This window comes from Ruegeria sp. CDSA077 (assembly GCF_059612265.1).
In genome coordinates, this window is record NZ_JBXWQG010000001.1 from 81,904 (window position 1) to 95,671 (window position 13,768).

At 56.6% G+C, this 13,768-nt stretch carries 14 protein-coding genes; 5 read left to right on the forward strand and 9 right to left on the reverse strand.

All coding sequences use genetic code 11. The annotated features are described in order from the left end of the window. Positions 1–20 precede the first annotated feature (20 nt). The 4 genes from AC2FLE_RS00450 to AC2FLE_RS00465 are packed head-to-tail and all read right to left on the reverse strand — an operon-like array spanning position 21 to position 4,582. Positions 21–1,517, reverse strand: a complete 1,497-nt coding sequence (locus AC2FLE_RS00450; RefSeq protein ID WP_496694730.1) for a phosphomannomutase/phosphoglucomutase — start codon at positions 1,515–1,517, stop codon at positions 21–23. Between the two features lie 14 nt (positions 1,518–1,531). Continuing rightward, positions 1,532–2,365 carry a 3-deoxy-8-phosphooctulonate synthase gene (kdsA, locus tag AC2FLE_RS00455; protein ID WP_142636626.1) on the reverse strand — a complete coding sequence of 278 codons (834 nt, stop codon included), beginning with the start codon at positions 2,363–2,365 and terminating at the stop codon, positions 1,532–1,534. Positions 2,366–2,370: 5 nt separating this feature from the next. Then, positions 2,371–3,945: a KpsE/RkpR family capsule polysaccharide export protein gene (locus AC2FLE_RS00460; RefSeq protein ID WP_282027572.1), complete on the reverse strand. Its 1,575-nt coding sequence runs from the start codon at positions 3,943–3,945 to the stop codon at positions 2,371–2,373. Next, a complete protein-coding gene (locus AC2FLE_RS00465; protein WP_142636630.1) occupies positions 3,923–4,582 on the reverse strand; it encodes an ABC transporter ATP-binding protein in 660 nt (219 codons plus the stop codon). The genes AC2FLE_RS00460 and AC2FLE_RS00465 overlap by 23 nt, the downstream gene beginning before the upstream one ends. Positions 4,583–4,810: 228 nt before the next feature. Here AC2FLE_RS00465 and AC2FLE_RS00470 point away from each other — a divergent pair, with 228 nt between their 5' ends. Beyond that, positions 4,811–5,398 carry a uracil-DNA glycosylase family protein gene (locus tag AC2FLE_RS00470; protein ID WP_282027571.1) on the forward strand — a complete coding sequence of 196 codons (588 nt, stop codon included), beginning with the start codon at positions 4,811–4,813 and terminating at the stop codon, positions 5,396–5,398. Next, complete coding sequence (locus tag AC2FLE_RS00475; protein WP_281972684.1) at positions 5,391–6,179, forward strand: SseB family protein; 789 nt, start codon at positions 5,391–5,393, stop codon at positions 6,177–6,179. The genes AC2FLE_RS00470 and AC2FLE_RS00475 overlap by 8 nt, the downstream gene beginning before the upstream one ends. Before the next feature lie 45 nt (positions 6,180–6,224). Here the strand turns inward: AC2FLE_RS00475 and yghU are convergent, their stop codons facing one another. Further along, entirely contained in the window at positions 6,225–7,103 is an 879-nt protein-coding gene (yghU, locus tag AC2FLE_RS00480; protein WP_496694731.1) for a glutathione-dependent disulfide-bond oxidoreductase, read from the reverse strand. A gap of 246 nt (positions 7,104–7,349) precedes the next feature. On the opposite strand from yghU, the gene AC2FLE_RS00485 reads away from it, so the two are divergent. Further along, the gene (locus tag AC2FLE_RS00485; RefSeq protein ID WP_496689615.1) at positions 7,350–7,868 is read left to right on the forward strand and encodes a YHS domain-containing (seleno)protein; all 519 of its coding nucleotides are present in this window, start codon (positions 7,350–7,352) and stop codon (positions 7,866–7,868) included. A gap of 53 nt (positions 7,869–7,921) precedes the next feature. On the opposite strand, the gene AC2FLE_RS00490 is transcribed toward AC2FLE_RS00485, so the two are convergent. After that, positions 7,922–8,584: a J domain-containing protein gene (locus AC2FLE_RS00490; protein ID WP_496694732.1), complete on the reverse strand. Its 663-nt coding sequence runs from the start codon at positions 8,582–8,584 to the stop codon at positions 7,922–7,924. Between the two features lie 214 nt (positions 8,585–8,798). Next, complete coding sequence (gene metF, locus AC2FLE_RS00495; RefSeq protein WP_496694733.1) at positions 8,799–9,665, reverse strand: methylenetetrahydrofolate reductase [NAD(P)H]; 867 nt, start codon at positions 9,663–9,665, stop codon at positions 8,799–8,801. A gap of 93 nt (positions 9,666–9,758) precedes the next feature. Here metF and AC2FLE_RS00500 point away from each other — a divergent pair, with 93 nt between their 5' ends. Both AC2FLE_RS00500 and AC2FLE_RS00505 read left to right on the forward strand, forming a co-directional pair. Further along, a complete protein-coding gene (locus AC2FLE_RS00500; protein ID WP_271949308.1) occupies positions 9,759–10,664 on the forward strand; it encodes a LysR family transcriptional regulator in 906 nt (301 codons plus the stop codon). A gap of 96 nt (positions 10,665–10,760) precedes the next feature. Then, positions 10,761–11,546 carry an inositol monophosphatase family protein gene (locus tag AC2FLE_RS00505; RefSeq protein WP_496694734.1) on the forward strand — a complete coding sequence of 262 codons (786 nt, stop codon included), beginning with the start codon at positions 10,761–10,763 and terminating at the stop codon, positions 11,544–11,546. Between the two features lie 54 nt (positions 11,547–11,600). Here the strand turns inward: AC2FLE_RS00505 and bhcD are convergent, their stop codons facing one another. Next, positions 11,601–12,581, reverse strand: coding sequence for an iminosuccinate reductase BhcD (gene bhcD / locus AC2FLE_RS00510; RefSeq protein ID WP_496694735.1), 981 nt, complete (start codon positions 12,579–12,581; stop codon positions 11,601–11,603). A 13-nt stretch (positions 12,582–12,594) separates the two neighbouring features. Continuing rightward, a complete protein-coding gene (bhcC, locus tag AC2FLE_RS00515) occupies positions 12,595–13,758 on the reverse strand; it encodes a 3-hydroxy-D-aspartate aldolase BhcC (protein WP_496694736.1) in 1,164 nt (387 codons plus the stop codon). Positions 13,759–13,768 lie beyond the last annotated feature (10 nt).

The following is a 13,768-nucleotide window of genomic DNA, read 5'->3' on the forward strand; positions in this document are numbered from 1 at the left end:
CAGCGCCCCGACATCAATGCTCAGATGGTCTGGTCGTAATCTCCGACACCCGGTTCGGTTCGGATGACTGCGTCGATATCCGCAAAAATGGCACGCATCTCTTCTTCGCTTTCGCTGCTTTCGCAGACGACCACCAGATTGGGCGTATTCGACGAGGCGCGCACCAACCCCCAGCTGCCATTGTCCAGAATGACTCGGGCACCGTTGACAGTGACCACTTCCTTGATCGGGCGACCTGCAAGCGTCTCTCCGGCTTCGGATTTGGCGACCAGCTTTGCGACCAAACGGTCGAGTATGTCGTATTTTTCGGTATCCGCTGCATAGGGGGACATGGTCGGTGTCGACCATGTTTTCGGTAGCGCCTTTCGCAGGTCGGACATGCTTTGGTCCGGGTTGCGGTCCATCAGTTTACAGATCTCAACCGCGACGCGCATGCCGCAATCATAGCCACGGCCAATCGGTTCGGCCAAAAAGTAATGCCCCGACTTTTCGAACCCGGCCAGCGCGTTGATCTCTTTGACTCGCCGCTTCATGTGGCTGTGGCCGGTTTTCCAATAATCTGCCTTGACCCCGCGGGCCTTCAACTCGGGGTCGCTGGCAAAAAGGCCGGTTGATTTCACGTCGGCGACAAAGGTGGCATTGGGGTAAATCTTGGCCAGATCGCGGGCCATGATCACGCCGACCTTATCAGCAAAAATCTCCTCCCCCTCGTCATCCACAACGCCACAGCGGTCACCGTCACCATCGAACCCCAGCGCCATGTCGGCACCGCTGGCTTTCACGGTATCGGACATGTCGTGCAGCATTTCCATCGCTTCTGGGTTCGGGTTGTAATGCGGGAAGGTATAGTCCAGCTGGTTATGGCTGGGCACGACTTCGACCCCCATGCGTTCAAAGATTTCCGGGGCAAAGGCGGATGCGGTGCCGTTCCCTGTGGCACAGACCACTTTGAGAGGTCGGGATATTCTGAAATCGCCGACCAGATCGTCGATATAGGCCTCTTTCACGCCATCAACGAATTCGTAGGACCCGCCAGGGTGGGTCTGCCCTTCGCCATTCAGAACAATGTCTCGCAGTTCCGACATCTCGTCCGGGCCATGGGTCAGGGGACGTTCAAACCCCATCTTGACCCCGGTCCAGCCATTTGGATTGTGGCTGGCCGTGACCATGGCCACCGCTGGAACGTCCAGATGGAACTGAGCGAAATAGGCCATCGGGCTAAGCGCCGGACCGATATCCTTTACCTGAATTCCCGCCTGCATCAGGCCCAGGATCAGGGCATTTTTAATGGTCAGAGAATAATCACGATAATCATTGGCTACAGCAATCACGGGTTCAATCCCACGCTTGCGCATCTGTTTGCCCAGACCCAACCCCAGTGCGGTCATGCCCGGCAGGTTGATCTCTTCTGGATATTTCCAGCGGGCATCATATTCGCGAAAGCCGGTTGGCTTGATCATTGCGTCGCGCAGAAAGCTCCAGGTGTTCGGAGTCACCTCGGGGTTGGGTTTGGTCATGGGAATACTCTTGTTCAGATCTGGATAGGGTTGGCCTTGGCCAACGCATCAAAACGCATCAATGTATCGATGAGCTGCGGCATCTGGTCCAATGGGATCATATTAGGACCGTCGGAAGGTGCAGTATCAGGGTCCTGATGGGTTTCGATAAAAACCGCACCGATGCCAAGCGAAACCGCAGCGCGGGCCATCACGGGCGCGAATTCTCGCTGCCCACCAGTAGAACCACCTTTGCCGCCAGGCTGCTGTACTGAGTGTGTGGCATCCATTACGACCGGGTATCCCGTTTTGGCCATCTGCGGCAGGCCGCGCATGTCAGCGACCAACGTATTATATCCAAACGAAGTTCCGCGTTCTGTCAGCAGGATGTTTGTGTTCCCAGTGCTTTCTACCTTGCTCACGATGTTGCCCATCTCCCATGGGGCCAAAAACTGTCCTTTTTTGACATTAACCGCCTTGCCGGTTTCGCCAGCTGCGAGCAGCATATCTGTTTGTCGGCATAGAAAGGCAGGGATTTGCAGCACGTCCACAGCCTCGGCCGCAATCGCGCACTGGGCTTCGGTATGTACGTCAGTCAGCACTGGAATGCCCAAGGTTTTGCGGATGTCATCCAGAACCTTGAGCCCTGTGTCTATTCCCATACCACGCGCACCCGACAGCGAAGTTCGGTTCGCCTTGTCGTACGAGGCTTTAAAGACGTACTGCGCCCCGGCGGCGTCGCAGGCCTCTTTCATTTTTCCTGCGATCATTTGGGCATGATCGGCAGTTTCCAGTTGGCAGGGACCGGCGATGATCGTCAGCGGAAGATCATTGCCGACCGTGAGATCGGAGATTTTTACATGTTTCATGTGTCTTACGAGGATACCTGTTCACGAAGGACCGACGCGGTAAGCGAGATCATCAGGTAGATACCAGCAAACAACAGGAAAGCCAAAATCGTATTTTCGAACTTGCGCGGATAGCTGGGTTCCTGACTGGGAACAGGATTGACGGAAACCGTCAGATACCGAACCTGACGATTGGCTTCGGTCCTGGTTGTCTCCATATGCTGCATAGCTGATTGCAGGATCATATCCCTAGCGGCCAGATCGGCCTGTGCCATCTGAATCCGAACACTCAGCCTGGCCAGCGAATTCTCGCCGGCAGAGACATCCAGCATTTCGGCGTTCAATTCCTCCAGCACAACCGTAAGCCGTGCGATATCGGCCTGTGCGCCATCCACCTTGGCTTTGTTTGGGCGGCGATTGTCCAACAAGGCTGCAAGCTGCAGTTCTTTGTCCTGAATAAGCGTCTCGATTTCGTTTATGCGGCCCCGCAACCCGGCAATGACGCTTTCAGGGTCAAGGATTGCGCCTTGCAGCTGAAGCTCGATCAGGTCTTCCTGAGCTTTCTTGCGTTCTTCCTGAGCGCTTACAAACCCTTCCCGGGCATCTTTCATCTGGTCTTCGCGTTTCTTTTCGGTCAGCGCGTTTACCCGTTGCTCGGCATAGGAAATCAGTTCTCGTGAAAACGCGGCCGAAGTCTGGGGGTCAGGTGTCGCCACCTCCATCCGGATCAGGCCATCGGTCGGGTCATATCCGACCGTGATCATGCGTTTGTACAGCTTGTAAGCCTCTTCGAGACTGGCGTCCGGGGACAATCGCTGAATGGGGTCGATCCAGTCCTGTTTGAACACATCAGCGAAACCGGCCTCTGTGTCCAAAAGTTCAAGCGCATCTTTCGATTCCAGAAACTCCTGGGTGGCAACCGAATCCTGCGTGGTCGCAAATTGGGTCCCTGCCAGAAGCCCTCCGATAGAGCCTGCGCCCCCGTCCGCCTGAAGGATCAGAAAGGCAGAGTTGCTGGCGTACATTGGGGTCGCAATCCGATAGAAATAGAGACCCACGACAAAGGTAGGTAGCAGGACAAAGGCCGCAAGCCGCGCAAACAGAGCGAACAGTTTGCGACGGCGGCGGCGGGCGATGTCCCTCTGAATCTGTCCGATTTCACGTTCACGCCGCTCGGCCGGGCTCATCTCGGGTCCGGGCAGATTCTCTGGTGCATCTTTCACGGTCTGGGGCAGGTGGATCGTGATGCGATCATTCGTCTGCTCGTCCGAAGTTTTCTTTTCCGAGGCAAGGTTCAGCAGACTGGAGCGTTCAAACGGATCAATTCCCTTTTTGCGCAACAACCGAACTGCATCATAGTCCGAAGTCGCCGCAAGACCGTTTTTCTGGGCAAGACGACGTGCCACCCGCAGTTGGCGGCCGGTCAGTCCTTCGCGTTTGATAGCGTCGATCTCGGTTCCTACTGGTGGTTCATTTTCTGCGCCGGGCGCCTGTGTGGCCTGGCGAATGCGCGAGATCGCGTCTTCGCGCGTTTCGGCATTTCCCGCAGACCGCCGTTTGCGGCGCCAGTTGTATTTATCAGCCCTGGGTTTGGTAGTCATATAACTGCTTTGCCTCTTCCAAGGTTTCGAACAAGTGAAGCTGACCATCCACTAATACCGCCGCCTGACGCGCGAATTTTTCAAGCAGGGCCGGGTTGTGAGAGACGATGACCAGTGTTGTTGTGCGCAGCCGTTCCTGCAGAATGTCGCCTGCCTTTTTGTTGAATTCAACATCCGTTGTGGCCGGCATCCCTTCGTCGATGAGGTACATGTCGAAATCCAGAGCCAGCATCAACGCGAATGTGAACCGCGACCGCATACCGGATGAATAGGTCGCCAGCGGTTGATTGAAATATTCACCCAGGCCACACAGCCAACTGCAATATGCCTCGACATAGTCCGGGTCCATACCATAGATCTTGGCGATATAGCGCGAGTTCTCCAGAGCCGACAGCTTGTTTGAAACTCCGCCGGTAAATCCCATCGGAAAAGAGACGCGGCAGGATTTGCGAATGACCCCTTCGTCGGGTTTCTCTAGTCCGGCCATCATGTTGATCAGGGTGGTTTTCCCGGTACCGTTCGGGGCCAGAATACCGATGGATGTGCCAAGTTCGACGCGAAAAGACACCCTGTCCAGAATCACCTTTCGGCGCGTCCCGGTCCAAAAGGACTTGCTGACATTTTCAAACTCAAGCATCCAAAGCCTGCGGGTTTATCTTGTTGTTGCGCCGTTCGGATCGGCGAAAGAACGGTACCTCTACGGCGCCATATAGGCCACATTATGTCGAATTATGAAACAAATGATCAATGCGTTCCGGGGGTCGTTTTTGGTAATGTGACTTTTGCATCTGTTGGCGTCTGGATGTGTGTTACCTATCTTGCTTTCAGAACACCAACCATCTGATGCGGCACTGATTGCGATCTCATGAACCCACTCGAAAAAGAAATAGAGGCCTGCCGTATTTGTGCCGACCGATTTGCGGCAACCGAAACCGCGCATGAACCAAGACCCATTGTCTGGTTCCGCAAAGACACGCCTATTTTGGTCTGTGGTCAGGCTCCGGGGGCACGTGTGCATGCGTCGGGTCGCCCTTTTACCGACCCTTCCGGTGATCGGCTTCGGGCGTGGTTGGGTGTTGATGAGGAGCTGTTTTATGACCGTTCACGTGTCTCGATCGTTCCAATGGCGTTTTGCTTTCCCGGCTATGATGCGCGCAAGGCAGATTTGCCTCCTCCGCCAGTATGCGGTCAGACTTGGCATGATCGGGTCATGGCGGATCTTGGGCCTGTGCCGTTGACCATTCTTGTCGGGGGGCACGCCCATAGATATCACCTGAAGTCACGTGGGTCAGTCACCGAAACCGTCCGCAACTGGCGGGACTATGCGCCGCGGGTCTTTGCCTTGCCTCATCCGTCCTGGCGGAATACGGCATGGATGAAGAAAAACCCGTGGTTCGAAGCCGATCTGTTGCCGGTTTTGCGCGCACGGGTGCAAGAGGTTCTGAATGACTGAGATTTCGGCTCTGGACGCCGCCCATGCCGCGGCTGAGGCCGCTCCGCAGGATGATGCGGCCCGTCTGCGTTTCTTTGAGCGGCTGGCTGACAGTGAGCTGTTCCTGATGCTGACGGAAGAGGCAAAGAACGAGAATATTTCGCCCGAATTGTTCGACGTGGCAGACGGGCGTTTTGTGCTGGCTTTCGATCGCGAAGACCGGCTGGCCCGCTTCGCAGACCGCCCGGTACCCTATGTTGCGCTGTCGGGGCGGGTTTTATCGTCTATGTTGTCGGGGCAGGGGATCGGGCTGGGGTTGAACCTTGAGGTTGCCCCGTCCTCGATGTTGATCCCGCCCGAGGCATTGGGCTGGTTGGTGGAAACTTTGCAGCATGGTCCCGAAGAGGTGCAACAGCACCTGTCCGAGTTCTTGGCTCCATCGGGGCTGCCTGACGAACTGCTGACAGCTTTGGACGCCAAGCTGGCTACGGCCATTGGGTTGGCGCAAGCCGCCTATCTGGTCAGCACCAAAACGGCTGAAGGTGGGTTCGGGCATTTGCTGGGTTTTGTCGATGCCGTCGAAGGGGCAGAGGCAGCTCTGGCTAAGGCCGCGTCCGAAGCGCTTACCTTTTCCGGGGTCGAAGCTGGGGCAATGGACGTAGGTTTTTTCAAATCAAGTGACACGGCCGCAGCGTCTTTGGCGCGGGTGGGTTTGCGGTACGATCTGCCGCAGCCTGAGGCGCGTGTGAATGCGCATATCGCTCCTGGGCGCGATCCGGATAAACCGCCTTTGCTCAAGTAATGGCAGAATGGGGCTTCGCAGATTGATCCGCGAAGCCCGGTTTGTTTACTCGGCTGCCGGCTCCAGCTTGTCCTGTGTACGCGTTTCAAAGTCACCGGCCTCGTGGCGTTCGTGAAGCTGTGTATGCTTTTCGCCAAAGGCACGATTGACCATGCGACCACGTTTCACGGCGGGACGGGCGTCAATCTCCTTGGCCCAGCGCATGACGTTCTTGTAGGATTCGACGTCCAGGAACTCGGCTGCGCTGTACAGGCGCCCAAGAACCAGTTGTCCGTACCAGGGCCAGATCGCGATATCGGCGATAGAGTAATCCTCGCCTGCGATATAGGTTTTCTCGGACAACTCCCGATCCAGAACATCCAGCTGCCGCTTGGTTTCCATGGCAAAGCGGTTGATGGGATATTCCCATTTCTCGGGCGCATAGGCGTAGAAATGGCCAAACCCGCCACCCAGATATGGTGCACTGCCCATTTGCCAGAAAACCCAGTTCATCACCTCTGTCCGTTCGGGCCCGGATTGGGGTAGGAAAGCGTTGAACCTTTCAGCCAGGTGAAACAGAATCGAGGCACTTTCGAACACGCGCACTGGTTTTTCACCGGACCGATCCCACAGGGCAGGGATCTTCGAGTTCGGGTTGGCCTCGACAAAGCCCGAACTAAACTGATCTCCCTCCCCGATGTTGATCAGCCAAGCGTTATACTCGGCCTCTTCATGGCCTAGCGCCAGAAGCTCTTCCAGCATGACGGTTACTTTTACCCCGTTCGGAGTGGCAAGCGAATAGAGCTGCAGAGGATGGCGCCCAGCAGGCAAATCCTTGTCATGAGTTGCCCCCGCAATCGGGCGGTTGATATTAGCGAATTGTCCGCCGTTTTGGCTGTCCCATGTCCAGACCATCGGGGGCGTATAGGTCGATTGCTCGCTCATTTCTTGCCTTTCTCAGCAAAGTTCGGGTGAATTATCCGTTCGCTTCAACAGCTAATATTGCAAAGGGCAAAGTCCAACCCTGCCCGTTGGGAAGATTTTGTAACATTCAGTGCAAAAGACTTCACGTTTTCTCATTCGATGTCACAGCGACGCGAGCGGGACTGCGTTCGATCGAGGAATCACCTATTCTCTGCACAGCCCCGTATTCCGGGCCGATCACCCATCCAATAAAAAAGGACCGCCCTTATGAAACGACTTGCCTGGACCTTAGCTGCGACCTTGGCATTTGCCATGCCTGCCCTTGCAGGTGATCAGTATGTGGACGGCACCGGCTATGCGGTGTCGGGATATGACGTGGTTGCCTATCGCAGTCTGGATCAGGTTGCTGTCGGTCAATCACAGCCCGAAGCCGTCCGCGGAAGGTCAGATATTACGGCCGAATACAACGGCGTTACCTGGGCATTCTCGACCGAAGAGAACCGGGACAAGTTCTTGGAAAACCCTGCTTATTATGCGCCGCAATATGACGGTCACTGCGCCTATGGCGTGTCACGCGGCGGCAAGGTGCCTGCGAACCCGAACCTGTGGCGGATTGTTGATGACAAGCTGTATCTGAACATTACCGATGTGGTTGTCGGGTTCTTTGAAGAAGATATTCCCGGCAATATCAATCTGGCTGAAGGAAACTGGCCGGGCATCGAGGCCGACGGGGCCTCCAGCAGCGTGATCCCGAAGTTTACCTCCGAAGGCCCGGTCGCAAACTGAGAGTTCTGCAACGGATGCAAAGCCCGGCATTGATTTGCCGGGATTTTTGTTTGTCATCCGGCCAACCAGTACTCATCCTGCGTTTGCTGGTCGGCGTTGAATCTGATCCGCACGCTGCGGGCGCCCGGAAATTTCTTGGTCGCAAGCGCAGCGGGTACGACAACTTCACCAGTGCCCGCATCTTTGGACTGAAAGCTCAGAATCTCTGTCTTGACGCGCTTGGAGCCAGCAAGAACACTCGTCGGCAATGCGACGCGGTTAGCACCTTCGCAGACAGGTGCGGAAATGAAATAAGTCAGGTTGCGGCCATGCAAGCCGACAGCGTCCGGAATGTGGTCAGCATCTTGCAGGCGATCCACATCTTGACTGTCCACCCGGGTGTCCTGCAAGTGGGGCAGCGCCGTATTCAACATTGCACGACAGGCATCAATATCTTGGGTTTCCAGCTGAATAACGCGTTTGCGCAATCGGGGGCGGCGTGGTTTCCCCGCCGCCGAGCCCGCCAGACCTTTCCCGGCCAGCCCCTCGCTGCGCAGCAAATCATAGGCCGCCTTGGCGTTGGCCAAGGCCGCACCGTCTCCGCCATTCTTATCGGGGTGGGCTTCGAATGCGATGTCGCGCCACGCTTCTCGAATGTCATCTGAACTGGCGCTTTGAGCCAGACCAAGTGTGCCGAATGCATTGGCGCGGGCACTAACCTTGTCAAAAGGTTCCATACTAAATTCACTCATAAACAAACTATACGGCCCCACAATGAATTGGCGGCTGCTAAAGTCAAATTTGTAACAGAATTGAACGGTTTACCGCGACAATGAATAAGGCTTCAGTTGGATTGTTCAAGTGGCCCCTGTTAGGCAAGGCAATCCCAACTTGTTCCACAAAAACACCCGGGGTTTTGGCCCCGGGTGCACAGTCTGAAACAAGCGGATATCAAGCGACGTTCTGAAGCTCGGCCTTTGGTGTGACTCCAAGGGCAAAGCACACATCCCGGGTCAGTTCCGGCCGGTTCAGGGTGTAAAAGTGGAGCTTGTCTACTCCGCCCTCGATCAGGTCTGAACAAAGTTCTGTGCACAACGCGGTGGCCAGCAGGTCTTCGCGGTCGTCACGAATGGCCTTCTCAAAGGCATTCTCGATCCAATCCGGAATATGTGTCCCGCATCTGCGGGCAAAGTTGCGCGCCCCTTTCCAGTTTTCGATTGGCAGGATGCCCGGAACGATGGGCTTGTCGATCCCTGCCTTTTCACAGGCATCGCGGAAACGGAAAAAGGTCTCGGCCTCAAAGAAGAACTGTGTCAGCGCTTCGTCGGCACCCGCGTCCAGCTTGGCCTTTAGCCAGTCGATATCAGCGGCAAAATCCTGTGCTTCCGGGTGTTTGTCCGGATAGGCGCCAACACGGATGCTGAACATCTCGGTTTCTGCCAGCGCTTCGATCAATTCGACCGAGTCCGCGAACCCATCCGGGTGCGGCGCGAACCGATCCTGACCCTTGGGTGGATCGCCGCGCAATGCGACGATGTTCTCCACGCCCGCCCGAGCAAAGGTATCTGCGATTTCCAGTGTTTCCTGACGTGACGCATCCACACAAGTCAGATGTGCAGCAACAGGCAGGCCAGAGGACTTGTGCAATGTGGCCACCGCATCGCGCGTCAGCTCGCGCGTGGTGCCCCCCGCGCCATACGTGACAGAAACAAAGCGCGGTTCAAGCGGTGCCAGTGTTTGCACCGTATCCCAAAGGCGGAATGAAGCCTCAAGTGTCTGTGGCGGGAAAAATTCAAATGAAACTTCTGGTCTTGTCATCTCGGCCTCACGGGTGAAATCTCTGACCCTTGTGCCAGCTTACGCATTGTGAGACAAACTCATATTATTCAAGAACAACATGAGTTCCGCGCAATGCATATCGAATTCCGCCACCTGCGTACGATCAAGGCGATCCATGAATGTGGCGGGCTTGCCCGTGCCGCAGATCAACTGAACATCACTCAATCCGCGTTGAGCCATCAAATCAAAGGCCTAGAGGATCAGGCCGGGGTCGAATTGTTCTTGCGCCGGTCCAAACCGATGAAACTTTCGGCGGCCGGTTTGCGGCTGTTACGCCTGGCCGAGCAGATCCTGCCGCAGGTCGAGGCAACACAGCAGGAGTTCTCTTCTTTGCGCGACGGGCGCACGGGCCGTATGCATATCGCCATTGAATGCCACGCCTGTTTTGAGTGGCTGTTCCCGGTGCTGGAATCCTTTCGTAAATCCTGGGGCGATGTGGATGTCGATATCCGCCCCGGCCTGGCCTTTGATGCCTTGCCGGCTTTGCAAAAAGAAGAGGTCGATCTGGTCGTTTCCTCGGACCCAGAAGATCTGCCCGGTGTCGAATTCATCGAACTCTTTGACTATGACGCGGTGTTTGTCGCGGCTTCGACACACCCGCTTGCCCAGAAAGAGTTCATTGAGGCCGAAGATTTTCGGGGCCAGACCCTGATTACCTATCCGGTCGAACGTACACGGTTGGATGTATTCAGCCAGCTGCTGATCCCTGCGCGGGTTGAACCGGCCGCAATCCGGCAGGTTGAGCTGACCGCTGTGATCCTATTGCTGGTCGCGTCGAACCGGGGGATATCTGTGCTGCCGGACTGGGTCGTGCGTGAGGTGAAGTATAATTCTGACTATGTTACCCGCCCGTTGACCAAAGACGGAATTACGCGCAGGCTGTACGCCGCAGTGCGCACCGAGGACCTTGAAAAACCCTTTGTGCAAGAGCTGATCAAGCTGGCCAAAACCGAGGCGCGCAAGCTGCAGGAGCAATAGGCACAAAACGCGGGTCTGCTATGCGTATCATTCCTCTTGGCAAGGGCGCATTGCCCCAGTATACGCGCGGTTTGACCGGACAGGAGCCTTTGGACAATGGTTGGCAGTGCAAACCTCAACATCATGATCAAAGCCGCGCGCAAAGCGGGGCGTTCACTGGTCAAGGATTTTCGTGAAGTCGAGAACCTTCAGGTGTCGATGAAAGGCGCCGGGGATTTTGTGTCCAAGGCAGACATTGCAGCCGAGTCGATCCTGAAAGAGGAACTGCTTGGCGCGCGCCCGACCTATGGCTGGCTGGCCGAAGAGGGCGGCGAGATTGCCGGCGAAGATCCCACCCGCCGCTGGATTGTGGATCCGCTGGATGGCACCACGAATTTTCTGCACGGCCTGCCGCACTGGGCGATCTCGATCGCGTTGGAACATAAAGGCAAAATTGTTGCCGGTGTGATCTATGACGCCGCCAAGGACGAGATGTTCTTTGCAGAAAATGGCGAAGGCGCCTGGATGAACGACACCCGTATCCGCGTTTCGGGTCGTCACCGCATGATCGAGTCGATCTTTTCGACCGGGCTGCCTTTTGGCGGACGGTCTGACTTGCCTGCGACCCTGCAGGATCTGGCGCGTCTGATGCCAGTCTGCGCCGGTGTACGTCGGTGGGGCGCAGCAGCGCTGGACATGGCTTATGTTGCTGCTGGCCGGTATGAAGGCTTTTGGGAACGCCGTCTGAATGCCTGGGATGTTGCCGCCGGGATCATCATCGTGAAAGAGGCTGGTGGCTTTGTGCAGGCTTTGAACCCGGAAGGTAACGTGCTGGAGGATGGCGAGGTCATCTGTTCCAACGAGCCCATCTTTGATCAGTTTTCCAAGGTCATCCGGGGCTGAGCCACCAACAGACAGGTCAAGCAAGCGCGCCCGATTGAGGCGCGCTTTTTCGTTTCAGAGGGTCGCGCGCTGGGCTAGATCGGCCTCTTCAGCCAATCTTGCAGCGACAGAGGCGACTGCAAGATCCTGCAACCCGACCCCGGTTCCATCAAACAGAGTGATCTGATCGTCGCTTGTCCGACCGGGGTGGTCACCATTGATGACGGCGCCGATGGGCGCGATTGCATCCTCGGTCAAGGCGCCAAGGCTGATGGCATGTTGGGCCTCGCCGATTGTCACGGACTGGGCGACCTCGTCGGTAAAGACAGACGCCGCGGCGACGAGATCCGCGTCAACCTCCTGTTTGCCTTTGGTGTCGGTGCCCATGCAAGCCAGATGCGTGCCGGGCTTGATCCAGTCTTTCATCAAGAGCGGCTCAAAAGCCGAGGTGATGGTGATGATCACATCCGCTTGTGCGCCAAGCTCCTGTTGGCTGACGGCCTCGAATTCCAACCCAACCTCAGTGGCCACAGCTGCAAGTCGGGGCAGCATGTCGGGATGCGGGTTCCAGGCAATGACCTTTTCGAAGTCGCGCTGTTCCGCCGCCGCCCGCAGCTGGAAAGTTGACTGATGTCCGGCCCCGACCATACCAAGTACTCTTGCGTCTTGCCGCGCCAGATGCGCGATCGAAACCGCCGAAGAGGCCGCTGTGCGCACCGCTGTCAGGTAATTGCCCCCGACAAGCGCGGACAATCGCCCGGTATCGGGGTCGAACAGAAACACCGTGGATTGGTGGTTGGTCAGGCCCTTCGCCGCATTGCCCGGCCAGTATCCACCGGATTTGAGGCCCAGCACCTGACCGTCGCGGTCAAATCCCGATTTGAACCCATAGAGTGCGTCGGCATGGCCCAAAGCCTCGCGGATAACGGGAAAGTTCCACGCGCCACCTTTAGCCATCGCACTGAACACAGCTTGTACAGCGTCAAAGGCCTGCTGGCGTCCTACCAGTTTCTCACACAGATCTTCGCCTACAATCAGCAGGCCGTCGCTTTTCATAACATCCCTCATCTCAATAGGCTTTCCCGCGGGCCGAGACCGGCCACAGGGCTTCGACTTTGCCGCCCCGTACGCCCACGTACCAATCATGGACATTGCAGGTGGGGTCACAATGGCCCGGCACCAACCGCAGCTTGTCATTGACCTTCAGTACGCCGTCTGGATCCCCGATAACCCCATGCTCGTCCGAGCACTTGAGGTATTCGACATCATCACGCCCGAACACAAAGGGCAGGCCGCTATCGACCGACTGCGCCTTGAGGCCGGCGTCGCAGATGGCCTTGTCTGCTTTGGCGTGGCTCATGACGCTGGTCAGGATGAACAGCGCATTTTCCCATTCTCCCTGATCAATCCGCTGGCCGTTCTGATCCAGAATCCGCCCATAATCCGCGTCCATGAAGGCGTAAGAGCCGCATTGCAATTCGTTGTAAACGCCCGAGTTACTTTCGAAGTAATAGGAACCGGTGCCGCCGCCCGAAACCAGTTCGCACTCGATCCCTTCTGCTTTCAACCCGGCGACAGCGTCTTTGACCATGGCAATGGCAACATCCAGCTTCTCTTTACGGGCCTCATAGGTGTCGAGATGTTGCATCGCACCCTGATAGGCCTGAATGCCGGTGAATTTCAGATTTGGCGCTGCTTGCACAGCTTTGGCAATCTCGATGACCGCCGGTGTCGTGGTTACACCACAGCGCCCTGCGCCGCAGTCGATCTCGATGAACACTTCCAGTTCTGTGCCGTGACGCGAAGCGGCAGCCGACAGGTCGGAGATATTGTCGATGTCGTCCACGCAGACAATGATACGTGCGCCGAAATTGGGCAGCCGTGCCAGTCGGTCAAGCTTGGCCGGGTCGCGCACCTGGTTGGATACAAGGATGTCCGTAATGCCGCCACGGGCAAATACCTCGGCTTCCGACACTTTCTGACAGCAGACGCCGACCGAACCGCCCAACCGTTCCTGCAGCTTGGCCACATCGACCGATTTATGCATCTTGCCATGAACACGATGGCGCATCCCATGGGCCTTTGCGAAATCGCCCATCTTTCGGATGTTGCTCTCTAGCGCGTCCAGATCAAGGATCAGGCAAGGCGTCTGTATCTCGCTTTCGTCCATGCCGATCGCGGCAGGGATGTCGAAGCCGACCTCGAGGTCTTCAAAATTTACGGTCTTGTTCATGTTGTTTCTC